Consider the following 24,721-nt stretch of genomic DNA (forward strand, 5'->3'; position numbering starts at 1 on the left):
CTTTTTTGTGTAACAAAAATGAAAGCAATCTTATTTTGATGTGATATGATGCGCGAAAATTTCTAACCGCACTCTTAAAATGAAGTTTCCCGGACAGCGCAAATCTAAGCACTATTTCCCGACTCACGCTCGTGATCCTCTTGTCAACCAAATGAAGCAAACACCTAAGCTTTACCGACCAATCATCGTTGGTGTTGGTCAGACAATCGTTGATATAGAAGCTCGTGTGGACGACGATTTCCTCGCTAAATACGACTTGAGTAAAGGGCACTCTCTCGTGTTAGAAGAGAGCAAAGCGGATGCTTTATATGATGAACTGGTACAGCGTGAGCTAATTACACACCAGTACCCTGGCGATACTATTGGTAATACATTGCACAACTACTCAGTACTTGCCGACAGCAAGTCTGTACTCTTGGGTGTGATGTCAAAGAACATCGAAGTCGGCTCTTTTGCCTATCGTTACCTATGCCGTACTTCTTCACGTATGAACCTTAATCACCTGCAAATGGTAGAAGGCTCTATTGGTCGCTGCTATACGCTCATTTCAGAAAATGGCGAGCGCACTTTCGCCATTAACGAAGGCCACATGAATAAGCTTCGTCCGGAAAGCATTCCGGAAGATGTCTTCGACAAAGCCTCTGCTTTGGTCGTTTCGTCATACCTAATGCGCGGAAACCCTGAAGATCCAATGCCTCAAGCTGTGGCTCGAGCAATCGAAATTGCTAAATCTAAAAATGTCCCTGTCGTATTGACTCTGGGTACAAAATGGGTGATCGAAGGCAATGCGAAATGGTGGCAGGACTACATTAAGGAAAACATTTCCATCGTTGCAATGAACGAGGAAGAAGGCGAAGCATTAACTGGTGAGAAAGACCCGCTTCTAGCCGCAGACAAAGCGTTAGAATGGGTTGACTTGGTACTGTGTACTTCTGGCCCTGTCGGATTATATATGGCAGCTTACACTGAAGATTCAGTAAAGCGCACAACAGAATTGCCATTACTACCGGGTAACATTCCTGAATTCAACAAATATGAGTTTAGCCGTGCTATGCGCAAAAAAGATTGTGCTACACCGGTGAAAGTCTATTCTCATATTGGCCCTTACCTTGGTGGTCCTCTAGAGATTAAGAATACCAATGGCGCAGGAGACGCGGCACTGTCGGCACTTTTACATGATATGGCAGCAAACAGCCATCACCAAGTCAACGTACCGAACTCATCCAAGCATGATCAGCCATATTTGACGTATTCATCGCTATCTCAAATTTGCAAATACGCTAACCGAGTCAGTTATGAAGTATTAACTCAGCATTCCCCTCGTTTGGCTCGTGCTCTTCCTGAACGTGAAGATAGCTTGGAAGAAGCGTACTGGGACAGATAAGTTCTCATACTGAAAGAGCCGCTATGCGGCTCTTTTCACTCTGCTGAGCAAGGATAAAAAACCAACTCAGCCCCTTCCACCATCACACAGTCCATTTTTGCTGCGTGGGCAGCTTTTTTGCCCAATTCAGTATCTTCAAATACTATACATTGATTAGGTGTGAGTTGAAGTTGTTCAGCCGCTTTTAAGAAAGTGTCAGGGTTTGGTTTGTGATTGACTACGTCAGTTGCCGTAACCAAGGTATCTAGCTTATCAAGGATTTGGCTTTCTTTAAGCAACCTCAAAGCACTTTCTCGCTGACTGCCAGTGCCTACCGCGATTTTTTTTCTACCATGGAAATGGTTTAAAATGTGATTGGTTGAATCAATTGGTAGACCAAAGTCATTAAGCCCTGCAAATGACTTCATTTTGAATTTCGATACCTCCATAGGATCTAACGACAATCCATGCTTTTTGTTTACTTCAGTCGCGATTTTATAGCTTGGCATACCTCCTAAGCTATGTAGCCAGTCTTGCGTAAATGGAAAGCCAAATTCACGTGCTGTCACCGCCCATGCATTAAGGTGTGCTGGCATGGTATCGATTAAGGTTCCATCCATATCAAAGATTAAACCTTGATATTGCTCCAATTGTTTTAACATTTTGATATTCACCGCCCTAAGCATTGATAGCATCGATCATTATTTATCAAGATTATATCAATTGATATATATATAAATAGCAACTACTCTTCAAAAAGAAGTCAACAAACTAACCGCTCAATTAACTCAGGTAGTCCCATGAATATCAAGAATAAACTGTATTCATTAGGTGCAGTCGCCATTTTAGGGGTTGTTTCATTACTTTTAGCAACCTCTCAACTTGCCCAAACCACCAATCAACTTAATAAAGCGAATTTACTCGTGGCAAAGCTGGAAATTCGCCTCCTCAATCTAAGGAGAAATGAAAAAGACTTTCTTCTTAGGAAAGATATGAACTACCTCGATAAGTTTAATAAGAATATGGATATCTTTCTTGATCTCGAATCTGAGTTAGCTCCTATTCTTGACAATAACGATTTACCTTCAAGCTCACAAGTAAGACAGGATATTTTGAAATATCAAAATGGGTTTACCCGCCTTGTTAATGCTTTTGATGCTCTTGGGCTCAAGCCAGAAGAAAAGCTTATAGGACGCTACAATGCCGAGCTTAAAACATTAAGGCGTTCATTATCGAGTGATCAGTTAGTCGATCTGTTTGAATTTGATGCGCTCGTGGCAAAAGGTGAAGTTAACCCCCAGTTACTACCAAGTAATGCTAGTCAGCTAGCTAACACTGCCAATCAAGTGATAGCCCAAAAGAAAACCATTGGCCTTAAATACAACGAAGGCTTACTCGGTGAAGCTCGAGGTTTATCCCATGCTGTAGAAACACAGTTCGAGACTTTCTCAGGAGCACTTGATGAACAAAGTGAGATCACTAGAAAAGAGCTCAACCTGATCAAACAAGGGGTCAGTATTGCCGTTGTACTTTTCATCCTTGGCTTTATCTTCCAAATCTCTCGCTCTATCAACATGCAAGTTGCCGCTCTACTTTCAATCATCCAAGAAATTGCCCGAACGAACAATGTCGCCCTGCGCTCCCAGCTTTCTGGTAATAACGAACTCGTTTCAATAGGCAACTATTTCAACCGCTTGCTAGATAAGCTGGAAGAGTTGATCTCAGGGACACAATCAAAATCTTCAGAATTATCCCAAAGTACGCAAAGTATGCACAACGAGCTTCAGAGCGTTATAGAGCAATTCCATGTTCAAGCGGACCACACATCAACTATGGCAACATCCGTACAAGAGATGGTTTCGACGATTAACGAAATCTCAGAAAGTACAGCTGTAGCCGTCGAAGGCGTTCAACAAGCATCAGTCAATGCTCAACATGGCCGAGAAGTTGTGGAAGAGACGGTTAAGAATATTAGCCAACTGTCGCAAATTTTGTCGGACAGTCAGGGCTCAATCAGCTCTCTAAACGATCATGTTGATAAGATAGGGGATGCCGTCAACATCATTCAAGGTATCGCCGAGCAAACGAACTTGTTAGCACTCAACGCAGCAATAGAAGCAGCACGTGCTGGTGAACAAGGACGCGGTTTTGCAGTCGTCGCTGATGAAGTTCGAGCCCTTGCAAGTCGCACTCATCAATCAACCGAAGAGATAACCAAAGTGGTCACGGCTATTCAAACTCAAATGGCCACTGTGGTTACTAATATCGATCAATGTAACGATCAAGGACAACAAACTCTAGGTGCATCTGAAACATTGGATGAAAGTTTAGGTCAGATTATCACCGACATGACAAACATTCAGGCCAACTCTGAACGTATTGCCTCTGCGATTGAAGAGCAGGGTATCGTAATGAACCAAGTCAGTGAGTCAATTACTGAGCTCAACACTATTTCAGAGGGTAACATGCACTCAGCGCAAAATTGCCTCTCTGAGGTCGATAGAGTCTCGCTACAAGCCAGTGAAATGGATAAAGCCGTTGCTGAATTCCAGACCTCTAAATAAAGCGAGTTTCTGATATAACAACGAACAAGCGCTTCATAACGAAGCGCTTTTTTATTCGAGCTTATTTCTTCTTGCCACGATGCGCGTGGATCTTCAGCTTTGCTTTCATTTTTCTCTTTTCTGAGGAACGGCTTTGTCGCCTTCCACCTCGCTCTCTTTCAGATTCCACTGGCTCATTCAAGCTAGGCTCAAAACCTTCTAACCACTCTTGGGGCAAACGTGAATCCAACAGCCGCTCTATTGCCTCTAATAAATACTCTTCATCTTTGCTCATAAGAGAGACAGCAAGTCCCTCTTTTCCCGCGCGACCTGTTCTCCCAATGCGATGGACATAATCTTCAGCTTTATAGGGCATATCAAAGTTAACCACTTGTTCCAACTGACTAATATCTAACCCTCGCGCAGCTACATCTGTGGCGATCAGAGCTCTGATGGCTCCAGATTTAAAATCATCTAACGCTTTTTGACGGGCACCTTGGCTTTTATCTCCGTTGATTGATGCTGCTTTAATACCATCCAACTTGAGCTCTTTTGCCAGCGCGTCACTACCCTGTTTAGTCTTCGTAAAGACCAAAACCTGTTGCCAATTTCTTGAACCAATGAGATACGCCAGCAGCTCGGCCTTTCGCTTCTTGTTGACAGGGTAAACCATTTGTTTAACGGTCTCCGCAGTACTATTTGAAGGTGTGACTTGGATTTCAACAGGGTCGTTCATCAGCTTGTAGGCAATGGTTTTAATACGCTGTTCAAAAGTGGCGGAAAAGAATAAAGTCTGACGTTCAGGATTAAGCTTTTTCAATATTCGTTGAATATCAGGCATGAACCCCATATCCAACATTCGGTCTGCTTCATCCAATACCAAGTAGTCTGTTTTTCTGAGATTGATATTTTTACAGTAAAGGTGATCCAATAAGCGTCCAGGCGTTGCAATCAAAACATCGCAGCCTTGTCTTAAGTTTTGCGTCTGAACATTCATACTAGTTCCCCCATAGGCGGTCACAATGTTGAGTTCAGTTGTACTCGCATAAGCCGTTAAACTGTCAAATACTTGCTGCGCCAGTTCACGTGTCGGCACCACGACTAGAGCCAAAACGTCATTCGATTGTGGATCACGAACCGTTTGTTCATTCAGTAATTTGCTTAACAGCGGCAATCCAAACGCGGCTGTTTTCCCCGTTCCGGTTTGTGCTCCAGCAAGGATGTCTTTCCCCTCAAGTACATGAGGAATCGCTTGCTCCTGAATAGGTGTAGGTGTGTTAAAACCTAATCTTTCTACGGAAGAAATAAGTGTTTGAGGCAGGCCAAGCTGTTTAAATGAGGACATGGTGACTTTCCAAGTGAAACTGGGCTGCCGATTCTATCAGAATCTTTTTGCAGCGTTTAGTATCTCAGGGTACAAGCAATGGAAAATTTCTTTCAATGGTTGATAACGCTGCTCTAACGTAGCAAAACAACGCGATAACTCCCCCATTCTTGGTGAACGAGTCGACATTCTTTGCAGAGCGTACTCGATGTTCTCAAGTTCCTGATAGGATTCAAGCCACCGGCCTTGCCACATCGCTTGGCTGACTATGACAAAACGCTCAGGCAGTACTTCTGGGGACTCTATTCGCACCACACGCTCTGCATCATCACAGAAATCTTTCAATCTATGCTTATGATATCGCGGCCACTCTGAAGCAAGGCAATGATCCCAAAACATATCCAGTGCAATACCTGAAAAGCGTCGGCTTTTGCCGCCAAAGTATTGCCTTGCTTGTCGCATAAGAGCGTGGCTGTCTGTCGTACTGTCAACAAATCGATGAAGCTTGATGCCTTGAACTATGCGTGGTGAATACCAATGTGCAGGATTCCCCTTGACAAAGTCTCCAAGCAAATTCCCTAATAAACTCGACTGGCAATGCTGAGCAATATGGAGGTGGGCAAGATAATTCATGACTCTGCTTTGTTGGAGACGTTAACTCCATAAAAGCACAAAGCCAGCGCATTTGCACTGGCTCTTTCTGGAATCAACTTGAATGTTGATTTAAACGAACGACTATTTATTGAAGATTTCTTCAGCTAGCTCTTCGATTGACTGATCATAATCTGACAGTTCAAAACCAATCTCCATAGCATCCAGCAATTCAAGGCATTCTTCGTTCAATGTTTGGTCACTCATTCTGACCTCCTTAATAGCAAACAATTTTATAGACCTGTTTTCAAGTCTCAACATGAATATAAGGCCTATTGCTCCTTTTTAAACCACTTATATGACAGTTTTTTGAAAGAACAAAGTAAATAATCATAGTGATATGAGTTTTATCGCAAGTAATCGTTTGCATCTTTATTACGCAGATTCAACCACCAATAATGTATAAAAAAATTTACACAACTGGCTACATATATGTACAAAACACTTGAAATGCTCTCTTAAATTCTACAAAATGGCGAAATACTAGTTTTTCAATAATGAAATTGGTGCTTAACATAGTTTTTAGCACTGAGTTACTTCAAAAACGTAAAGATTAACGTACATGACTAATTCAAAAGTTCTGGGTAGCACTTTGATCATCGCAGGCACGACAATCGGTGCTGGAATGCTCGCTCTACCACTTGCTTCAGCTGGAATCGGCTTTGCTACCTCTCTAATCATTATGGTCGCGCTTTGGGCATTAATGGCTTATACCGCTCTCTTGATGGTGGAACTCCACCAGCACGCTGATTCAAGTGCGACTTTGCACACTCTTGCAAAGCAGTTCCTTGGGCAAAAAGGTAAGTGGGTTGCCAGCTTTTCTATGCTGTTTCTGTTTTACTCACTTTGTGCTGCATACATTGCAGGTGGCGGGGCTCAATTTGGCGAGCGTCTTGCGCAGTTCACCGGCCTTGAAATCACAGGGACAGCATCAACGATGATCTTCACCATTGTGGTCGCTTCAGTCGTTACCATAGGTACGAGTACCGTCGATAAAGTGAATCGTGTTTTATTCACAATCAAGCTTGTCGCGATGGCTATGGTGCTGACATTTCTTGCACCAAACGTAACAGAGTCATACCTGCTTAGTATGCCTATAGAACAAGGACTTATCGTCGCATCTATCCCTGTTATTTTTACATCATTCGGTTTTCATGGAAGCATTCCCGCTATCGTCAACTACCTAGATGGGAACACCCCATCACTGCGTAAGGCAATTGTAATCGGCTCTTCTATCCCATTGGTCATTTATGTCTTTTGGCAAATCGTTACACTGGGTGTAGTTAGTCAGGATGCACTGGTGGACAACCAAGGCTTAAGTGGGCTGATTTCGACACTGTCGAATAAAGTCCACCAATCAGGTCTTGGTCAGACTATCGGTGTATTTGCGGATTTAGCGCTGTTAACTTCTTTCCTCGGTGTCAGCTTAGGGTTATTTGAGTTCTTGGGAGACAGCTTCAAGAAGAAAAACGTTTCTTCTAACAGAGCTATTGTCGGTGCCATCACCTTTGTTCCTTCAATGGGCTTCGCCTTGTTCTATCCTCAGGGGTTTATCATGGCACTTGGTTATGCTGCGATTGCACTGGCAGTTTTAGCCATATTCTTACCCATCATGATGGTGAAAAGGGCACGCATTGCAGAGAACACGCAAGACAGTTACCAAGTTTTTGGTGGTAACGTAGGCCTTATGATTAGCGGCACCATTGGCTTTGTTATTGTGGCAGCCCAACTGCTCATTACCATGGGCGTTCTGCCGTCACTTGGTTAAACGCTCTGTCAATTTCTAAAGGAAATTTTAGCTTCGTCTTCACATAAAAACCCCAAGCATTGGCTTGGGGATTTTTAGCTCACTGAGCACTGTGACTTCACATTCCGCATCCGAATTCACTCATAGATAAGAAAGCAGGTAAATGAGCACAGCTTCGGAATTAAGGCTGCTTATCAAAACATGCAACGCCCTTGGGAATGTGCACCCAATCTTGCTTTTCACTTAGCCAAACATGCATTTCTGGCTCAAAGATAGCGTTATATTCGGCACCTACAGGTTTCAGCTTGAGTTTAATGGTCGCCATATCATCTGGGTTGTAGTGGTAAACACGATTGCCACATCCCTGACAAAATTTGGCAAAGTTTTTGTTGCCACTCTCAGCGAGGCGATGCCATTCACTCAACTCCCCCTTGAACTTGATATCTTGGGTTCTAACCATTGCCGTCACACTGTATGGGCTAGTCGATAACTTTTGACATTCTTGGCAATGACAGGCGATGACCTTTAAAGGCGCAGCGCTAAGCTGGTAAGAAACCTGCCCACACTGACAAGATGCATTGATTGGAAAGTTCATGATAGTTCCTCATTTTATGTTATCGATCAGCCGGATGATTAACCCCATCGTGAGTGACAATCTCACCCAATTCAAAGGGGTTCACACCTTCTAAGCACCCTACATTGAATCCATATTCAGATGGGTCTGAGCGACGCTGATGGTGGGTGTAAATTCCGCACTCAGAACAAAAGTAGTGTTTTGCCGTCCCCGTATTAAACTGATAAAGCTTTAGCAGCTCTTGCCCTTTCACTATTCGGATCCCATCGAGCTTCACCGACGCAACAATCGCCCCTTTTCTTCTGCAAATCGAACAGTCGCAGCGCCGAGGTTTATCGATGCCCAAAGGAAGGTGTAGCTCCATTTCAACCTTGCCACAGTGGCAAGTCGCTTTATGATACTCTTTGATCGTGGTTTGACCTACTTGCTTAATCATTCATTGTTCCTCAAGTGATACGTAACTGAAATTCAATACAGTCTATAGGCTCTCCATTCATCTCTGCGTAATGATTTACTACCTTATTCTGCTTGAACCCATTAGCTATCAATACCTTCTGAGATGCTACGTTCTCAGTCGACGCATAGGCAATCAACGTCTTCACTCCGATTTCTTCAACAACTTGAATAATGTTGGACACTGCGAATTTTGCTACACCACGATTCGTAAAAGATTTACCCACACGATAGCCAAGATGTGCAACCTTTTTTCGGCGGTTAATATTGGATACATTCACGCGTCCGAGAATTTCACCATCCTCAACAATCAACATCGGAATCAGTGTCTTCGCAGTAAATTCAAGCAGGAACATCTGGATGTGTTCTTGAACACCTTTCTGTGAGTAAAAATCTATCTCGCGAGGAGGGATGTTGGCTTCAAACCACTCTCTGTTTTGAAGCTCGAACTCAAGAAGTTTCTCCCTGTGACCTTCTTTAAGTAATTCAAGCTGCATATCAAGTCCTTTATGGTTAATGCCTGCAACCAATATATCGCTCGATATTAGTTAATCCCATGTTTGTATTAGTATTTTGTTAATCATGTACAAAAAAGTTTACCAATCCTATTTCAACAGCATCATTCACACTTAGTGAAAAAGTATTATTTGCCAGCCAAAGAGTTCAAGCGTTACATTGAGTTATGATTTCTTACCTGTTGATTGCTCTATGGATGATCTCTTAGTTCAGTACCCTCTCATTAACCGTTTAACTCAATATGAAGAAACGAGCTGGTTTAACCCCAATATCACCAGCACAAAAGAAGCCCTCCCCTTTGTGGGTTTAACACAATCAGATTCACTGGATGCTTCACATCGATTACAACGCTTTGCCCCTTATTTAGCGAAAGTCTTTCCTGAAACAGCCAAGACTAATGGCATTATCGAATCCCCCATTCGTGAAATCCCTGCCATGAAGTCTCAGCTGGAAGCGACTTATCAAACCCAGATTGCTGGTCAACTCTTGATGAAGATGGATAGCCATTTACCCATTTCAGGCTCGGTCAAAGCAAGGGGTGGTATCTATGAAGTCTTGACCCATGCCGAGCAACTCGCCATAAGTCATGGTTTACTCCGTAAAGATGAAAATTACCAAATACTCGATACTCAACCATTACGCGACTTCTTCTCTCGTTTTAGTATTGCCGTTGGCTCGACAGGGAATCTGGGACTGTCCATCGGTATCATGAGTGCTCGCCTAGGCTTTCAAGTCACTGTGCACATGTCATCGGATGCAAGAGAATGGAAGAAGACAAAGCTTCGAGAACATGGTGTGACTGTACGAGAATATGATAGCGACTACGGCGTTGCCGTCGAACAAGGACGCTTGGAAGCCGAGCAAGATCCCAATTGCTTTTTCATTGATGACGAAAACTCCAAAACACTGTTTCTTGGCTACTCGGTAGCGGGTGAAAGGGTCAAAAAGCAATTTGAAAATATGAATATTCCCGTCGATGAACAGCACCCTTTATTTGTCTACTTGCCTTGCGGTGTCGGTGGAGGGCCAGGAGGGGTTGCTTTTGGCCTTAAGTTGGCATTTGGCGATCATGTGCACTGCATTTTTGCAGAGCCAACACACTCGCCATGTATGCTACTCGGAGTACATACTGGGCTACACGATAAAATTTCCGTTCAAGACATCGGTCTAGACAATATCACCGCAGCGGATGGTTTGGCAGTTGGCAGAGCATCAGGGTTCGTCGGTAGAGCAATGGAGCGCATGATCGATGGCTACTACACTGTTGCGGACGATACACTTTTCGCACAGTTAAAGCTGCTAAAGAAAACAGAGGGCATTGAACTTGAACCTTCTGCGCTCGCTGGCATAAAAGGCCCAATCATTGCTTGCAAAGATCGCGAATATTTGGCTCGATTGAGTTTATCTGAATCCGCATTGGGAAACGCGACTCATCTCGTCTGGGCAACAGGTGGCGGTATGGTTCCACAACATGAGATGGACAAGTACCTTACAGAGTAAATACCTATAACGACACTGTAATTTTAAGACTAATATCAAAAATCCCCTTAGCTTCTGCTAAGGGGATTTTGCATTATTTCGTTGGCTTACTCGTCATCTAAGGGAAGCAGTTTAGTATTACCACCATGGACTTTTTCACGTTGACGCTGAACAAGCGCGTAAAAGCCTGGGATCAGGAAGGTTCCCGCAAGCAAAACACACAGCAGACCGCCAATGAGAGAGATACCCAATGAGTTTTGACTTACATGCCCTGCTCCCGCAGCAAAAATTAACGGGAAGATACCCAAAATAAACGACCAAGATGTCATATTCACTGCCCTAAATCGCAGTTTCCCCCCCTTCACTGCAGCCTCGGCAATTGGCGCATCTTTATCTTCTCGTTCAACTTTTGCAAATTCAACAATCAAAATTGCGTTCTTAGCTGCGAGAGCGATCAAGAGAACCAAACCTATCTGAGCATAGAGGCTAAGTGGTGTTCCAGTCAGGTTCAGAGCTAAGAACGATCCTAAAGTGGCGATTGGCACCACCAGAATGATAGCTAGAGGAATACTCCAACTTTCATACTGCGCTACCATAAACAGGTAAATAAAAATCAAAGCCAGCGCAAAGGCAAATATTGCTTGGTTACCTGCAAGCACTTCCTGATAAGCCATCCCCGTCCATTCGTACTGATAGCCTTGAGGCAATATCTCAGCCGCGACACGTTCCATGGCTTCAATTGCATCACCGCTTGAGTACCCCGGGGCAGGTTGCCCCTGAATAATCGCACTTCGATACATGTTATAACGCCATGCCACATCAGGCTCGAATATCTGCTCATAGCTTACTAATGTGCTAAGTGGAATCATCTCTCCAGCTGACGAGCGCACGTGAAAGCGCTCTAAATCTTCCATTCCTGTGCGGTACTCTGCATCAGCCTGCATCGTCACGCGGAAGTTCTTACCAAACATCGTAAAGTCATTGACATATAGCGACCCTAAGTTGCCCTGTAGCGTTTGAAAAATGCTCGACAGTGGAATCCCAAGTTGCTGAGCCTTCTCTCGATCAATATCAACGTAGTAATGTGGAACGTTAGCTCGGAATGTACTAAAGCTACGTGTAATTTCCGGTTGTTTATTCGCTTCAGCAATGACTTGATCCATCACAACAGCAAGATCACTGCGACTTCTGCCAAGCGTATCTTCTAAGACGAATTCAAATCCAGATGCAGATCCCATCCCCGGCACTGCAGGCGGGCCCATAGCAAAAACTACCGCTTGCGGAAGCTCAACTACAGCTCGACCATTGATTCTGTTGGCGATGGCAGCCGCCGAGTGTTCTCCATCCAGCCCATTTCGAGTCTCCCAATCATGAAGTTTGATAAAGAGCGACGCCCCATTGGAAGCGGCGGCTCCCGTCATGAATGAGTACCCATTCGCGACTGTGATACCGTCAATGCCCGGCTCCTGTTCAATCATCTTAGCCAATTGAGCCGTTGTAGACTCAGTGCGGGATAATGATGCAGAATCAGGAAGTTGAACGTTAACAAGCAAAATACCTTTATCTTCCTGAGGTACAAAAGTTGTAGACGTTGTTTTGGCGAAGAAACTCACAGCTGCTACCGCAACAACGAAAAACACCACCAGCAATAGTGACTTCTTGACCAGATAGCCGGCAATTTGACCGTAGCGTGTGGTTATTCGCTCAAGGCCACTATTAAATGCCTTAAACCAGCGTGCCGTATTGCCACCACCTTGTTTTAGTACTAAAGAGCAAAGTGCAGGAGATAATGTCAAAGCATTGATCGATGAAATAACCACAGAGATACAAATCGTGAGTGCAAACTGGCGATACATGATGCCAGTTATTCCCGGAAGCATCGCCACGGGAAGGAAAACAGCGAGAAGCACGAGTGTTGAGGTAATGATAGGCCCCGTCACCTCTTTCATCGCTATCAATGTTGCTTTACGTGGACTAATGGACGGATCTTTCGCCATTGTTGTATCAACGTTTTCAATCACCAGAATAGCGTCATCAACCACAATACCAATTGCCAATATTAATCCAAACAGCGTTACTGTATTTATCGTGAAACCCGTTAACTGCATGATGGCAAAAGTACCTATCAGAGAGACCGGGATAGCAATAACCGGTATTAACGTGGCGCGAGCACTACCAAGGAACAAATAGGTGACAGCAATAACCAGCAAAATCGCTTCGACTAAGGTTTTGACTACGCCATTAATCGACTCCGCAACGAACACTGTAGTGTCATAACTCGTCTCGTAAGCCATTCCTTCTGGGAAGTTAGCGCTGAGACTATCAAGTAGCTCCATCACCGCCCTTCCGCTTTCCAAGGCATTCGCATCAGACTGGAGTGACAGCGTCACTATTGACGCATCCTGCCCGCGGAATTTTCCAGTCCCGTCATAGAATTTTTTGCCTAGCTCTACCCGTGCAATGTCTTTAAGGTAGACCGTTGAGCCATCACTATTGGCTCGTAATACAACGTTCTCAAATTCATCAACACTTTCCAATCGACCTTTAGTCACAAGGTTAAACTGCACTTCTTGCGCACTGCTGTAAGGCGCTGAACCAACTCGTCCTGCTGCAACCTGAACATTTTGCTCTGCCAAAGCAGAGTGAACATCACTGGTGGTTAAATTCAGATTTGCCATTTTCTCTGGGTCAAGCCAGACACGCATAGCAAACTCACCACCACCTAATACGTTAACTTCACTGATCCCTTTAACACGCGCTAGCTGGTCTTTCAGATTCAAGTTTACATAGTTGATTAAAAACTGATCATTGTACTTACCATTTGGTGAGTAAAAGTTCAGAACCATCAAAAGGTCCGGTGAACGCTTTTTGACAGTCACCCCAACCATACGCACTTCCTGAGGCAGCTTCGACTCAATCTGTGCGACTCGGTTCTGTACATTGACTTGCGCCATATCTGGATCAGTACCGACATCGAATGTGACGTTGAGGTTATACGAACCGTCATTGGCACTTTTCGAAGACATATAAATCATGTTTTCAACACCATTGACGGATGTTTCTATTGGGTCAGCGATCGCCTGTTCAACCGCTTCGGCACTCGCACCGGTGTAGAAAGCGGTAACACTCACTGACGGCGGGCTAATCTTTGGGTATTCAGCAATAGGTAAAACGGCGAGCGATATTGCTCCAGCCAGAGTCAATATAATTGAGATGACCAGCGCAAATTTTGGACGCTGGATAAAGAAACGACTTAACATTTAAGCTCCTCTACTCAACGTCTGTGTTTTCATTTATGCGCACAGGAGCACCATTACGAACTCGCTGTAAGCCCTGAGTGATCACTTGATCCCCAATACTCACCCCACTGGTCACGATAATACCCTCTTCTAATTGGCGACCCAGCTCAACATTACGGCGCTCAGCAATATTGTCTTCAGCTACTACCATAACAAAGTTTCCTTCCAAGTCGGTTTGCACCGCTCGGCGTGGAACCACAACCACATCTGTCGGTTGCTTTTCTCTAAGCTCAACACGGATATGCTGGCCAGGTAGGAGACGATAATCTGGGTTAGGGACTTGAGCACGCATAGCGATAGTGCCGGTGTTTAAATCAATGCGATTGCCAAGGAAATCTAGCTGACCCAAATATTCAAAATGCTGACCATTCTCCAATACAACTTGCACTTCAACCACATCAGCAGAACCGTCACCTTTCATACGGTCTATACCCATTGCTAAACGCTCTCGCTCACTGATGCTAAAACGAGTATGCACTGGGTCTAAACTGACTAGTGTGGTTAGAATACCTGACTGAGGCGAAACCAAATCGCCCGTACTAACCTTGCTTTGACTGATACGACCAGAAAATGGCGCACGGATCTGCGTGTAAGACAAATTAACCTTGGCTAAATTTAACTGAGCATTACCCGCTTCAACTTGGGCTTTTGCGCCTAATAGCGCGGCATTGAGATTGTCGAATTCAGATTGAGAGATGCTGCCTTTGGGTAAAAGATTTTTTCCTCGTTGAAAGTCTAACTCAGCTTTTTTAAGTTCAGCGTTAGCTTGTGCTAATGCTGCTTTTGCGCTGGCGACCTGAGCTTCAAACGAAGAAGGTTCAATAGTGAAGAGTAGCTGGCCTTTTTCAACCATCTGACCTTCTTCAAAATGACGGGATTTAAGATAACCGGTAACTTGTGCAGTAATATTTGTGTCTTCTACCGCTTCGACTCGCCCGATATAAGATTTGCTTTGCTGATAAGAAATAACCGATGCTTGCTCCGTGACGACAAGCGATGCTGGCATGTGTTTCTGTCCCTGATTTTGCTCCCCACATCCTGAAAGAAGTATCGCACTGGATAGTGCCGTAACTAGTAACGTTTTTTTCATTGAATAGACCGCTAGGTAAATTGAGAAACAGGCTGCCGCCAAAGTACCTAACGATCTTGTGGGTATTGTCCGAGAATTATCAGGAGAACAGGCTTATGTGTTTCAACCTGTTACGACTTCTGTCGGAGTGTAACTTTGAATACTTTCAAGCAAATCAGCGCCAGATTTCCAAGCATAAACTAGCTCAGGGGTCTGGCTACCACATGGAGCATTCCATAAACGCTCCTCAACCAACTGACCACCAATACGCTCATAGAAGTCTACCGCTTGTTGATTGCCTTTGATGACTTCAAGATAAACGCCATTATCCGGAAAATGTTGAGTAATCCACTTTGCCATCTCTACGATAAGCTTCACGCCTAACCCACGGCCACGATAATTATCATCAATATGTAACGCATCGATGATAGTGCCTTTTTCAAAGTCATGATTGCCAAAAGCACAGATAAAGCCACAGAGTAGCCCCCCTTCTTCCAACAAAAGAACATGTTGGTTGAACGGAGGATTGATCAATCTCGTCTGCCAAATAGCCATTCGTTCATCCTGAACTTCATTTTTGAGATAATCATCAGCAAGAAGCCCTTGGTAGAATGTCTTCCAACTTTGCGTATGCAGAGTGGCTATTCGCTCGTAGTCACTATATTCAGCTACTTTTAATTCCATTTGTAGTTCCTTATTACTTCCTGTAAGGATTGCTCATCTCTTCATACTATAAAACATTTAACTAAAAGCCAATCGTACTACGAGGATTCTAAGAATAATCCCCGCTAATCAGCTCAATTCCCCTTAAACTTCTTTATTAATGATATTGTTATAAATTCTGACAATTAACCCTTCACTAAACTCACACGACATCTAACTTTCATTTGACTTACACATGTACGCTGATATTCTGGCGCACATCTGTTAGCTGAATGGAAATTTGAAATGTCTTTAAAGGAAAAGCCACCGCTGATATGGCTTAATGTCATGCTTTTTCTCTCTAGTTTTATTGTGGCTACCGTTGTTGCACCTTGGTATGGCTTCAAATACGGATATGATGTGGAGCACTGGCTTTGGCTGTTGATAACTTTTTCTTTTTGTAACCTTTCAATCACCGCAGGCTATCACCGCTTGTGGTCCCACAAAACCTATGACGCTCATTGGTCGCTAAGACTGATCTTCGCTTTAGGTGGCGCGTTCGCTTTACAAAATAGTGCTCTACATTGGAGCTCAGACCACAGAGTCCACCATAAGCATGTCGACAACAATGATAAAGATCCATACTCCGCCAAACGTGGCTTCTGGTTCTCACATATTGGGTGGATGCTAAGACACTACAATCCAGCGACCTATTCCGATTACAGTAACTGTCGAGACTTACAAAAAGACAAAATTGTAATGTGGCAGCACAAACACTACCTGTTGCTTGCCATTGTTATGAATATCGGAGTACCACTGTTACTAGGTGTTCTCTATCAGGATATCTGGGGCATGTTACTAATGGTTTGTGTGGTACGCCTGGTGTTAAGCCATCACTCCACATTCTTTATCAACTCTCTGGCACACATTTGGGGATCGCAACCCTACACTGATAAGAACACGGCACGAGATAATGCAGTACTCGCGGTGTTCACATTTGGTGAGGGTTACCACAACTATCACCATATTTTTGAAAATGATTATCGCAATGGCATTCACTGGTGGCAGTACGATCCAACAAAGTGGCTTATCAAGTCTTGCTCGTGGCTTGGGCTAACCAAGAAGCTTCGTGTCACGCCCAAACTCAAAATAGAGAAAGCAATGGCAAAGCAAGACTTAGCCAAAGCATCTAAAAACGTCAGCAAACTTCCTAACGCCTCACTGCTTAATGAGGCGTTAAATAAAGAGTTTGATGCCCTAATGAACAAAATGTCCGACTACTATGAGCTGAAAAAAGAAATGCTTGAAAGTAAAAAGTGTGATTTAGCCAAAAAGTATGAACACTCCGTACTTAAAGTTCGCTATCAGCAAATGAAGCAAGAGCTTGAATCTCAGCGCAAAAGCTGGGAAATGTTAGTCGCACGTTACGCATAGTACCCTTTCACTATCTCTAAGACACAATCCCTAAGATATCATTCTCGGGGATTGTCTATTCTCGCTCCACTCAATTCAATTGGCCCTCGTTTCAATCTCTTCGGAAAATTATATCCACCATTAACTCGCTATTTTGTCGCATATAGGCGGATTTCCATTTTCACTACTCTCATGTATTCAAAGTCAATAACGTCATCTTTACCAAACAAAGCGAAGCAGCAAACCATACTAAGCTTGCATCATTATAGTAATAACAACTTTGCATACTCCAATTAGAAAAGGCCTAGCTCGAAAGCTAGGCCTTTGTTAAATCATCGAAAGGGATGAAGTATCATCCCTTGCAATTAACGATCGTATTGTTCAGTGCGCATCCCCATCAGTAGGCTCACACACATCATTAATAGAACAAACGTGAAAGGTAATGCGGTTGAAATAGCCCCTGCCTGCAACGCTTGTACTGCTTCCGTACCACCAACCCATAGAAGTGCTACAGCAATAGCTCCTTCCATAAAGGCCCAGAATACACGCTGAAGAACAGGTGCATCCACTTTACCACCAGCAGTGATGCTATCAATAACAAGTGAACCAGAATCTGAAGAAGTGATGAAGAATACCAACACCAAAATAATAGCAATGATAGACAAAACGGTGCCAAATGGCAGTACATCAAACATCTGGAACATAGCCAATGAAACATCAGTCAGGCCGTTTGCACCAAGCTCACCAATATTGTTTACAACTTGGTCAATCGCAATGCCACCAAATACCGACATCCAAAGTAGCGTAACCACTGTTGGCACCAATAGTACCGCTGTCATGAATTCACGAACCGTACGGCCTTTAGAAACACGAGCAATGAACATACCAACAAATGGTGACCATGAAATCCACCAAGCCCAGTAGAATACTGTCCAACCTTGGAACCAAGCTTCATCTTCGCGACCATGAGGATTACTCAGAGGAATGATGTTCTCGACGTAAGCCATCAAGGTCGTTCCAATATTACCAAATGCTACGGCATAACCTATCAGAGCAACTAAGATCAGCAGCAGGAAAGCAACGATCATGTTGATGTTACTAATGACCTTGACGCCTCCATCAATACCGCGAACGACTGAAACTACCGCGAGCAAGGTTACAACCGTGATCACAATAATTTGTAGTCCCATGCCTGCGTCTAGACCAAAGACATGATGGATACCGCTTGCAGCTTGTTGAGCCCCTAGCCCTAGTGATGTTGCAAGACCAAACAATGTCGCCAATACCGCTAGAATATCAACCACATGCCCAGCCCAGCCCCAGGCACGATCACCGAGAATTGGATAGAAAATAGAACGGATGGAAAGTGGCAAACCTTTGTTGTAAGCAAAAAATGCCAGAGACAGAGCAACCACACCGTAAATAGCCCAAGGATGCAAACCCCAGTGGTACATCGTCGCGCCCATCGCCAGCTTAGCCGCTTCCGCAGTATTTGCTTCAACACCAAGAGGAGTTTCATACCAACCTGTAAAATACGCTACAGGCTCAGCAACACTCCAAAACATCAATCCGATACCCATACCGGCCGCAAACAGCATCGACAACCACGAGATAAACGAATAATCAGCAGTCGCATCTTGTCCGCCTAGGCGAATTTTACCTAGAGGGCTAACAATTAATGCCAAACAGAAAATAACAAAAATATTTCCTGACCAAATGAACAACCAGTCAAAGCTTCCGATGATTTGAAACTTTAAACCATCCAACATCGATTTTGCAGATTGAGCGTCCATCACAAGAACTGCAAATAGGAATAAACCAATAAATCCGGCACTTACTCCAAATACAGGGTTATGAACGTCAAACCCCCACTTCTGTACATTATCTTGACCGACAGTGTAATCGGTACTATCGATACTGTACTTATCAATACCTTTAGTCATCTTTCCTCTCTATGGATAAATACTCTTCCCTAATCCAGTCTTCAGATAGAAAATCGTTAGTGATAAAAACAATTTAGTCTATATCAAGACTTGATCAAATCACCACTATTGTACGCTGAGATACAAAACATTCCAGTAAATCACTCTCACTCGGCTACTTTTTCGGCAAACTAAGATTAAGTCGTCTATCATTTATACAACAATCAACAATCCATTAACAGGCACTAAATTCGACTTCTAAACATTTGAGAACATCACATTTACACTAGAAAATTTCTCGTCAACTCTCATAACTATCAATATCCTCATCAATATGAGAGTTAAGTATGAAATTTATGACTTTTCAGACTTCATTTTGCGAGAGTTTTCCTGTATTTTTTCGCCTCCAAACGCTTCGCTCACTAAGGATTTACATTGGAAAAGCACGAAGAAGTTCTTATCTCTATTCGACAGATTATCCGCGCCATCGATCTGCACTCGAAAAGGCTAAGTAAAGAATCAGGCTTAACGGGCCCTCAACTGATTCTGATGCGCTCAATAAGAGAGCTGGGTGAAGTCACTATTCGCGAGCTTTCTAACCATACCAACATGAGTCAAGCAACAGCGACCACTATTCTAGACCGTTTAGAACGTCAAGAATTGGTTACACGCGTTCGCAGTGTGCAAGACAAACGAAAAGTGCATGCACACTTAACTGAAAAAGGTTCTGCGGTGCTTGCTCAAGCTCCAATGCCTCTACAGCAAAACTTCATTAACAAATTCCAGCACCTTGAAGAGTGGGAACAGTCCTTGTTACTTTCTTCTGTACAACGCATTTCATCTATGATGAATGCCGAAGATATTGATGTAGCACCGGTATTAGAGATCGGCAGTATCACCAAAGCCGAGTAACTTTCTATTGTAAAATTGATTTAGCAACACTTTAGACTTACTTTTTAGTAAAGGCGTAAAAACAGTCAAGGGTGTTGCATGATAAAAGAAAAAACGCTTCCGACTCGTCATAGGAATACCCTACTTGATACCAAACAGCAGAAACACGTTTTAAAGCTTATCATTGCAATTACGCTTATTTTCTTTGTGCCACTCGGTATAAAAAACCTTCTGATAGGTGAGCTGATGCTTGGTGCCGTACTACTGGCATTTGAGATCACTTTGCTGCTCGAAATAACGGCGATCATCTACAATAAGTCAGGCTTCTTTGGGCATATAGTGCCGCTCTCTTTGTTGGTCATATCAAATATTATGGCGGTGAATATTTTTGGAACACTTGCAAGTTACTGGGTGTTCCCAATTGTAATCAGCATTGCTTTTTTACTTCCAACCAGAACCGCTTTAATGGCTAATATCCTAATGTGTCTCGGTTGTGTTATTGCTCTCTTTCCACATCAAGAACTATCAGAAACTTCCCGATACGCCTTTTCTTTGCTTGCTACAGCAATTATTGTGCATGTTGTGGTTAAAGCCATCAAAAAGCTCCAGGCCGAGTTACGCTTTCTCTCAGTGAGAGATCCTATGACAGGAGCTTATAACCGACATCAATTACAAAGTTCACTAGAGAACATCCGCCAGTTATATACGACGTCTTCAATCGCATTGATTGATATCGATAAGTTTAAAACCATTAATGATCTCTATGGGCATGATGTGGGAGATCAAGTCATCAGCAAAGCAGTAGAAATAATGACTCAGCATACTGAACGTACGAACATGCTATTTCGTTTGGGTGGCGATGAGTTCCTGCTGCTCTTCCCTCAAGTCGACCAATACACGGCAAAATCCGCGATGGAGCTCATTAATCAATCAATAAAAGAAGGCGATTACCCCATCAAAGTAAAAATCACCCTCAGCTCAGGTATTGCAGAGTCCCAACCCCTTGAAGCCATCGAAGACTGGGTAAAACGCGCAGATATCGCTCTCTATCAAGCCAAAAGACTAGGCCGAGATCGTGTCTCTCTCTTTTCTAAGCCAGACTATTTAAGTGAAGGCAGCCAAAGTACATATCAACAGACAACCCGCTAACTACTTGAATATAGGTAGCTGGCTGGCTTCTTTAACTTGTCTGATAGCAAGGTGGGTGTGGATGTCTTTCACATTTTCTAACCTTTGAATTTTTCGTGTGAAAGACTCATAACCTGCTAAGTCATGACTCACAACTTCTAGTAGGTAATCATAAGCTCCGGAAACCACATGGCAACTGACAACCTCCTCCATGTCTTGCACCGCTTGCTCAAAATCCTCTATCGACGATGCCTGATGGTTACTCAGGCTAACTTCAACAAAGACCGTCATCCCTACTCCGATTTTAGCCTTACTCAAACTGGCTCGATAACTAGCGATCACCCCTTCTTCTTCCAATCTTTTAATTCTCCTGGCACAGGGAGAAGGCGAAAGCCCGACTTTATCGGCTATATCTGCGGTCGATTGACGCGCATCCTTTTGTAACAGCATTAAAATATGTTGATCGATTCTGTCCATGAAGCACGCTTCTTTATCGCTTAAAACAATGAAATATTAGCGTTTTCAGCCAACCTATAATCTATTAATAGTTAACTTTGCCATATTTGGTCGCAAGAAACGACCCATAATTATCATCACCGAATTCAATTAGTATTAACGTTATGATCTCAGGTTACTTGGCCATGGCCGCCACACTACTACTCTGGTCCGGCTTTTTCTTATCACTTCGTGACGGAGCACATTCCGACCTAACCACAGCGGATATCGCCTTAGTTCGATTCCTAATCCCCGCTATCGTGCTACTGCCTTTGGTTATCAAATCGAAATCCGTAATCAAAAGAGTACCAAAGCGCTACATAATGGGCATGTTTTTGGGTTGTGGCTTGCCCTACTTGCTTATCGTAGGCGCAGGAATGCAGCTTGCTCCCGTATCTGATGGTAGTGCACTGATTCCAGGAACGCTGCCATTGTTTGTTTCCGGAATTGCTGTCGTTTTATTTAAACAACCTTTGAGCTCACACCGCATTTTAGGGTTAACACTGGTAGTAAGCGGAATAGCGGCGTTTCTTTATCAAGGCTTTAGCCAACCAGATAGTCACCTGCTCAAGGGGTACTTATTGTTTTTAATTGGAAGTTTGATGTGGGCAACATTTACTATCTGCGCCCGTGTTTCGAGCCTTAATCCACTTATCACCGCAGGGTTCATTTCGTTGTTATCAACGTTAGCTCTGCCCGCACTGATTTTCAGCGGCAACATAGACAGCTACTTATTCAAGACTAACGTTGCAGAGTGGCCTTGGAAGGAGCTGGCTGGTCATATTACTTTACAAGGTATAGGTGCCGGTATAGTCGCTGCCTATACCTACTTACACGCGATCTCTGTACTAGGTGCAGAACGTACCGCCGCTTTTGGTGCAGCAACGCCAGCCATTGCGACTTTGCTAGCAATAGTTGTATTTAACGAGCAGCCAACCGTGCTTGGATGGTTCGCTCTTGGGTTAATCTGTGTCGGGAGCCTAATAGCCAGCAATGTTTTCATGAAACAGGATGCCTCTTTGCTCTATCAACCGCCTAAGTTTAAATAAGCTTAGAGATGAGTGTGATGCTTGGAACAATGACACATAGAATGTAGATTTGCCGAGCCAATGACTTATTGTCCATTTTAATTAAAAATGGCGATGCAATGAACATCGATATCAATATATGCACGGCTAGGTTATGAACAAACTGTGCTAGCCCTAATGTAAATAGCAACCAAAAGACAATTTGCAGGTGAGAAACATAAATTTTAATTCCAAGCCCGATGATAAAGACTGAAACAGCAATCAAAGCTATCATGAATAAATTACTTTTTGATATTGATTATCATTTACATTGGATGTTAGTGGGAATCATTATTAATGACAACTGATTTTTGTTGTTGCCGGCAGACTCCGGTATAGTCTGTGTCAGTTTTTTCGCTTGGATATCTATTTTGAAAACGCCCTGCATTGCTGCATGCAAAAATAATGGTGGGATCTGTAACGGCTGCCATCGAACTATAGACGAAATCATCAGTTGGAGACATCTATCAGATAATGAAAGAGAGACTGTAATACAAGCTCTTCAGGGAAGCGTTACAAGTCACTTATGCCCTTCATGTGGGCAACCCGCTCAATGCGATATCAGTGCAGGGAAAAGCACGTGCTGGTGCTTTTCTGTCGAACAGCGTGACACCTCTTCCTTAACATCTAATGACACTTGTCTGTGTAGAAAATGTCTGAATGCGTTGCCGATTGTTTAAATATTGGATGAAGGTTACCACTTCTTCATTATCCTACCGACTAGGTTGGGATGATAAGCCCAACTATGATCAAACATAGACATAAGCTCAGGGTTACCGTATTTTGACAAACTGATCGCGTGAAATCGGTTCTTACTCTTTTTAAGCTGCGTAACTTTATCTTGGATTTCCGGAGATTGTTGGGGGGCGATAAAATCAGAAATCACCACCATATCGGCATTTTTGTATTTATCACCACACATCAAGTCAATAGACTTGATCAAAACGGGTTCTAAGTCCGTTCCACCATGGAAACTGTATGTAAGAAAGTCACTCGCTTCCCTCAAACCATCTTGCCTCGTCAGCTCATACGTAATTTGTTCTGTGGAAAACAAAATAACAAAACAATCACGATCTTCGGCCAAAGCGATCTGCATGAGCGCATAAGCCATTGCTTTTGCACATTGCTCTGGGAACCCGCTCATAGAGCCTGATGCATCAACACAAACGATGAACGGGCCTTTTTCGACATCAACTTGCTTGTGCTCCGGCTTCTGCGCTTTCACTTTACGTAGAGTACGAGATTTACCTTGCATACGATAATTCATAAGTCGCTTGTCGACTAAGTGCTTATAAAAAACCACCTCTAACTCTGGGTAAGCCAAAAACATGGTCTCGTTCGGAAGCAACTTATTGAGGTCATCACTTTCGTGGATACCAACAATATCATCTGTTGCTTCATCCGATTTTTCTTCGACCATTTGCAATTCTTCAGTTGGAGCGCGATTTAAATCCGGATCGTCAACCTGACCAGCCATTCGCCCTAACTTTTCAGCAATTTCCTGTAAGCCCTGATTCTTTTTCAGAAACTCAGCATGACGTTTCATTACTGATAAATCCGTTTTACTCAGTTTCGCAGAAGCCATATCCCACAGACGCCCAACACTGTTTTCATCGCCTTCCTCAGTGACTTTATCCATGTTCTTCATGGTTTCCATACGCTGATAGAGATCTTTCAGAGCTTTTTCTTTGCTTGCTTCCAGCTCACTCACCTGAGCCTGATGAATGGCATCTGACAGACTTTGATACCACTGGTCACAGAAGTAATGAGGAAACATTGGGTTGTTTACCCCTTTATTCTTCTCTATAAGTCGACGAGCTTGAAGATAAAAAGCAGAATGCCATTCAAGTTTCTTAATGACGTCAGGAACCTTTTCAAAAAACGTGGCTTCATCCCAATGTATCACCTCTTGATAGAGTCCCAACTCTTGCTGAAATCGCTCCGTTTCACACACTCTAGTAATTCGTTTCTTAACGCTCCCTCGCCACTTCAACAGATGGTTTTTAACTTTGGTTTTCACCCCTCTGTTTTCGGTGAGCGCCATCACTTGAGATCGCGCCATTAAATCATTCACTGCAGAGTCGATGATCCCTGAGTCTGCAATCATTAACGCGAGGTTGAGTCCGTCGGCTCCTAACATTCATT

22 protein-coding genes are annotated in these 24,721 nt (G+C 43.5%); 9 read left to right on the forward strand and 13 right to left on the reverse strand.

What is annotated here, in order from left to right; all coding sequences use genetic code 11:
- The first annotated feature begins 79 nt into the window (after nucleotides 1-79).
- On the forward strand, nucleotides 80-1,384 hold the full coding sequence (locus tag L1D31_RS00645; RefSeq protein ID WP_239835174.1) for an inosine/guanosine kinase: 1,305 nt from the start codon (nucleotides 80-82) through the stop codon (nucleotides 1,382-1,384).
- Nucleotides 1,385-1,419: 35 nt separating this feature from the next.
- Here L1D31_RS00645 and L1D31_RS00650 read toward each other — a convergent pair whose 3' ends face one another.
- Entirely contained in the window at nucleotides 1,420-2,025 is a 606-nt protein-coding gene (locus L1D31_RS00650; protein ID WP_239835175.1) for a beta-phosphoglucomutase family hydrolase, read from the reverse strand.
- A gap of 138 nt (nucleotides 2,026-2,163) precedes the next feature.
- On the opposite strand from L1D31_RS00650, the gene L1D31_RS00655 reads away from it, so the two are divergent.
- Nucleotides 2,164-3,927 carry a methyl-accepting chemotaxis protein gene (locus L1D31_RS00655; RefSeq protein ID WP_239835176.1) on the forward strand — a complete coding sequence of 588 codons (1,764 nt, stop codon included), beginning with the start codon at nucleotides 2,164-2,166 and terminating at the stop codon, nucleotides 3,925-3,927.
- Nucleotides 3,928-3,988: 61 nt separating this feature from the next.
- Here L1D31_RS00655 and L1D31_RS00660 read toward each other — a convergent pair whose 3' ends face one another.
- The 3 genes from L1D31_RS00660 to L1D31_RS22540 all read right to left on the reverse strand — a co-directional run bounded on the left by L1D31_RS00660 (nucleotide 3,989) and on the right by L1D31_RS22540 (nucleotide 6,088).
- Nucleotides 3,989-5,251 (reverse strand): DEAD/DEAH box helicase, encoded by a 1,263-nt coding sequence (locus L1D31_RS00660; RefSeq protein ID WP_239835177.1) that lies wholly within the window; start codon nucleotides 5,249-5,251, stop codon nucleotides 3,989-3,991.
- A gap of 36 nt (nucleotides 5,252-5,287) precedes the next feature.
- Nucleotides 5,288-5,863: an ACP phosphodiesterase gene (locus L1D31_RS00665; RefSeq protein WP_239835178.1), complete on the reverse strand. Its 576-nt coding sequence runs from the start codon at nucleotides 5,861-5,863 to the stop codon at nucleotides 5,288-5,290.
- Nucleotides 5,864-5,965: 102 nt separating this feature from the next.
- Nucleotides 5,966-6,088, reverse strand: coding sequence for a hypothetical protein (locus L1D31_RS22540; RefSeq protein WP_275666033.1), 123 nt, complete (start codon nucleotides 6,086-6,088; stop codon nucleotides 5,966-5,968).
- Between the two features lie 355 nt (nucleotides 6,089-6,443).
- On the opposite strand from L1D31_RS22540, the gene L1D31_RS00670 reads away from it, so the two are divergent.
- A complete protein-coding gene (locus tag L1D31_RS00670) occupies nucleotides 6,444-7,649 on the forward strand; it encodes an aromatic amino acid transporter (protein ID WP_239835179.1) in 1,206 nt (401 codons plus the stop codon).
- A gap of 160 nt (nucleotides 7,650-7,809) precedes the next feature.
- On the opposite strand, the gene L1D31_RS00675 is transcribed toward L1D31_RS00670, so the two are convergent.
- Genes L1D31_RS00675 through L1D31_RS00685 form a run of 3 tightly spaced genes read right to left on the reverse strand, consistent with a single transcriptional unit; the run spans nucleotide 7,810 to nucleotide 9,152 of the window.
- Nucleotides 7,810-8,223 (reverse strand): GFA family protein, encoded by a 414-nt coding sequence (locus L1D31_RS00675; protein ID WP_239835180.1) that lies wholly within the window; start codon nucleotides 8,221-8,223, stop codon nucleotides 7,810-7,812.
- 19 nt (nucleotides 8,224-8,242) lie between these two features.
- Nucleotides 8,243-8,638, reverse strand: a complete 396-nt coding sequence (locus L1D31_RS00680; protein WP_239835181.1) for a GFA family protein — start codon at nucleotides 8,636-8,638, stop codon at nucleotides 8,243-8,245.
- Nucleotides 8,639-8,648: 10 nt separating this feature from the next.
- Nucleotides 8,649-9,152: a GNAT family N-acetyltransferase gene (locus L1D31_RS00685; protein WP_239835182.1), complete on the reverse strand. Its 504-nt coding sequence runs from the start codon at nucleotides 9,150-9,152 to the stop codon at nucleotides 8,649-8,651.
- Nucleotides 9,153-9,363: 211 nt separating this feature from the next.
- Here L1D31_RS00685 and L1D31_RS00690 point away from each other — a divergent pair, with 211 nt between their 5' ends.
- Nucleotides 9,364-10,671 carry a D-serine ammonia-lyase gene (locus L1D31_RS00690; protein ID WP_239835183.1) on the forward strand — a complete coding sequence of 436 codons (1,308 nt, stop codon included), beginning with the start codon at nucleotides 9,364-9,366 and terminating at the stop codon, nucleotides 10,669-10,671.
- An 86-nt stretch (nucleotides 10,672-10,757) separates the two neighbouring features.
- On the opposite strand, the gene L1D31_RS00695 is transcribed toward L1D31_RS00690, so the two are convergent.
- The 3 genes from L1D31_RS00695 to L1D31_RS00705 form a co-directional block, all read right to left on the reverse strand.
- The gene (locus L1D31_RS00695) at nucleotides 10,758-13,910 is read right to left on the reverse strand and encodes a multidrug efflux RND transporter permease subunit (protein ID WP_239835184.1); all 3,153 of its coding nucleotides are present in this window, start codon (nucleotides 13,908-13,910) and stop codon (nucleotides 10,758-10,760) included.
- 10 nt (nucleotides 13,911-13,920) lie between these two features.
- Nucleotides 13,921-15,039, reverse strand: a complete 1,119-nt coding sequence (locus tag L1D31_RS00700; RefSeq protein WP_239835185.1) for an efflux RND transporter periplasmic adaptor subunit — start codon at nucleotides 15,037-15,039, stop codon at nucleotides 13,921-13,923.
- A 102-nt stretch (nucleotides 15,040-15,141) separates the two neighbouring features.
- Nucleotides 15,142-15,702: a GNAT family N-acetyltransferase gene (locus tag L1D31_RS00705; RefSeq protein WP_239835186.1), complete on the reverse strand. Its 561-nt coding sequence runs from the start codon at nucleotides 15,700-15,702 to the stop codon at nucleotides 15,142-15,144.
- 264 nt (nucleotides 15,703-15,966) lie between these two features.
- Between L1D31_RS00705 and L1D31_RS00710 the strand changes: the two genes are divergently transcribed.
- Complete coding sequence (locus tag L1D31_RS00710; RefSeq protein ID WP_239835187.1) at nucleotides 15,967-17,094, forward strand: fatty acid desaturase; 1,128 nt, start codon at nucleotides 15,967-15,969, stop codon at nucleotides 17,092-17,094.
- 344 nt (nucleotides 17,095-17,438) lie between these two features.
- Here the strand turns inward: L1D31_RS00710 and L1D31_RS00715 are convergent, their stop codons facing one another.
- On the reverse strand, nucleotides 17,439-19,016 hold the full coding sequence (locus L1D31_RS00715; RefSeq protein WP_239835188.1) for a BCCT family transporter: 1,578 nt from the start codon (nucleotides 19,014-19,016) through the stop codon (nucleotides 17,439-17,441).
- A gap of 414 nt (nucleotides 19,017-19,430) precedes the next feature.
- Between L1D31_RS00715 and L1D31_RS00720 the strand changes: the two genes are divergently transcribed.
- On the forward strand, nucleotides 19,431-19,907 hold the full coding sequence (locus L1D31_RS00720) for a MarR family transcriptional regulator (protein WP_239835189.1): 477 nt from the start codon (nucleotides 19,431-19,433) through the stop codon (nucleotides 19,905-19,907).
- Nucleotides 19,908-19,985: 78 nt separating this feature from the next.
- Nucleotides 19,986-21,035, forward strand: a complete 1,050-nt coding sequence (locus tag L1D31_RS00725; RefSeq protein ID WP_239835190.1) for a GGDEF domain-containing protein — start codon at nucleotides 19,986-19,988, stop codon at nucleotides 21,033-21,035.
- Here L1D31_RS00725 and L1D31_RS00730 read toward each other — a convergent pair whose 3' ends face one another.
- The gene (locus L1D31_RS00730) at nucleotides 21,036-21,491 is read right to left on the reverse strand and encodes an Lrp/AsnC family transcriptional regulator (RefSeq protein WP_239835191.1); all 456 of its coding nucleotides are present in this window, start codon (nucleotides 21,489-21,491) and stop codon (nucleotides 21,036-21,038) included. It lies immediately after the preceding gene.
- 143 nt (nucleotides 21,492-21,634) lie between these two features.
- Here L1D31_RS00730 and L1D31_RS00735 point away from each other — a divergent pair, with 143 nt between their 5' ends.
- Together L1D31_RS00735 and L1D31_RS00740 are read left to right on the forward strand one after the other, a co-directional pair.
- Nucleotides 21,635-22,558: a DMT family transporter gene (locus L1D31_RS00735; protein WP_239835192.1), complete on the forward strand. Its 924-nt coding sequence runs from the start codon at nucleotides 21,635-21,637 to the stop codon at nucleotides 22,556-22,558.
- Between the two features lie 389 nt (nucleotides 22,559-22,947).
- Nucleotides 22,948-23,256 (forward strand): cysteine-rich CWC family protein, encoded by a 309-nt coding sequence (locus L1D31_RS00740; RefSeq protein ID WP_239835193.1) that lies wholly within the window; start codon nucleotides 22,948-22,950, stop codon nucleotides 23,254-23,256.
- A 14-nt stretch (nucleotides 23,257-23,270) separates the two neighbouring features.
- On the opposite strand, the gene viaA is transcribed toward L1D31_RS00740, so the two are convergent.
- A complete protein-coding gene (gene viaA / locus L1D31_RS00745; RefSeq protein WP_239835194.1) occupies nucleotides 23,271-24,716 on the reverse strand; it encodes an ATPase RavA stimulator ViaA in 1,446 nt (481 codons plus the stop codon).
- Nucleotides 24,717-24,721: the final 5 nt, after the last annotated feature.

It is taken from the genome of Vibrio sp. Isolate23 (assembly GCF_022398095.1).
In the GTDB taxonomy this organism is placed as follows: Bacteria; Pseudomonadota; Gammaproteobacteria; order Enterobacterales; family Vibrionaceae; genus Vibrio; species Vibrio coralliilyticus_A.

Bases quoted from the DNA above. Each gene is read 5' to 3' on its own strand.
- L1D31_RS00645 (WP_239835174.1), top strand. From the start codon at position 80: ATGAAGTTTCCCGGACAGCGCAAATCTAAGCACTATTTCCCGACTCAC.
- L1D31_RS00650 (WP_239835175.1), bottom strand. From the start codon at position 2,025: ATGTTAAAACAATTGGAGCAATATCAAGGTTTAATCTTTGATATGGAT.
- L1D31_RS00655 (WP_239835176.1), top strand. From the start codon at position 2,164: ATGAATATCAAGAATAAACTGTATTCATTAGGTGCAGTCGCCATTTTA.
- L1D31_RS00660 (WP_239835177.1), bottom strand. From the start codon at position 5,251: ATGTCCTCATTTAAACAGCTTGGCCTGCCTCAAACACTTATTTCTTCC.
- L1D31_RS00665 (WP_239835178.1), bottom strand. From the start codon at position 5,863: ATGAATTATCTTGCCCACCTCCATATTGCTCAGCATTGCCAGTCGAGT.
- L1D31_RS22540 (WP_275666033.1), bottom strand. From the start codon at position 6,088: ATGAGTGACCAAACATTGAACGAAGAATGCCTTGAATTGCTGGATGCT.
- L1D31_RS00670 (WP_239835179.1), top strand. From the start codon at position 6,444: ATGACTAATTCAAAAGTTCTGGGTAGCACTTTGATCATCGCAGGCACG.
- L1D31_RS00675 (WP_239835180.1), bottom strand. From the start codon at position 8,223: ATGAACTTTCCAATCAATGCATCTTGTCAGTGTGGGCAGGTTTCTTAC.
- L1D31_RS00680 (WP_239835181.1), bottom strand. From the start codon at position 8,638: ATGATTAAGCAAGTAGGTCAAACCACGATCAAAGAGTATCATAAAGCG.
- L1D31_RS00685 (WP_239835182.1), bottom strand. From the start codon at position 9,152: ATGCAGCTTGAATTACTTAAAGAAGGTCACAGGGAGAAACTTCTTGAG.
- L1D31_RS00690 (WP_239835183.1), top strand. From the start codon at position 9,364: ATGGATGATCTCTTAGTTCAGTACCCTCTCATTAACCGTTTAACTCAA.
- L1D31_RS00695 (WP_239835184.1), bottom strand. From the start codon at position 13,910: ATGTTAAGTCGTTTCTTTATCCAGCGTCCAAAATTTGCGCTGGTCATC.
- L1D31_RS00700 (WP_239835185.1), bottom strand. From the start codon at position 15,039: ATGAAAAAAACGTTACTAGTTACGGCACTATCCAGTGCGATACTTCTT.
- L1D31_RS00705 (WP_239835186.1), bottom strand. From the start codon at position 15,702: ATGGAATTAAAAGTAGCTGAATATAGTGACTACGAGCGAATAGCCACT.
- L1D31_RS00710 (WP_239835187.1), top strand. From the start codon at position 15,967: ATGTCTTTAAAGGAAAAGCCACCGCTGATATGGCTTAATGTCATGCTT.
- L1D31_RS00715 (WP_239835188.1), bottom strand. From the start codon at position 19,016: ATGACTAAAGGTATTGATAAGTACAGTATCGATAGTACCGATTACACT.
- L1D31_RS00725 (WP_239835190.1), top strand. From the start codon at position 19,986: ATGATAAAAGAAAAAACGCTTCCGACTCGTCATAGGAATACCCTACTT.
- L1D31_RS00730 (WP_239835191.1), bottom strand. From the start codon at position 21,491: ATGGACAGAATCGATCAACATATTTTAATGCTGTTACAAAAGGATGCG.
- L1D31_RS00735 (WP_239835192.1), top strand. From the start codon at position 21,635: ATGATCTCAGGTTACTTGGCCATGGCCGCCACACTACTACTCTGGTCC.
- viaA (WP_239835194.1), bottom strand. From the start codon at position 24,716: ATGTTAGGAGCCGACGGACTCAACCTCGCGTTAATGATTGCAGACTCA.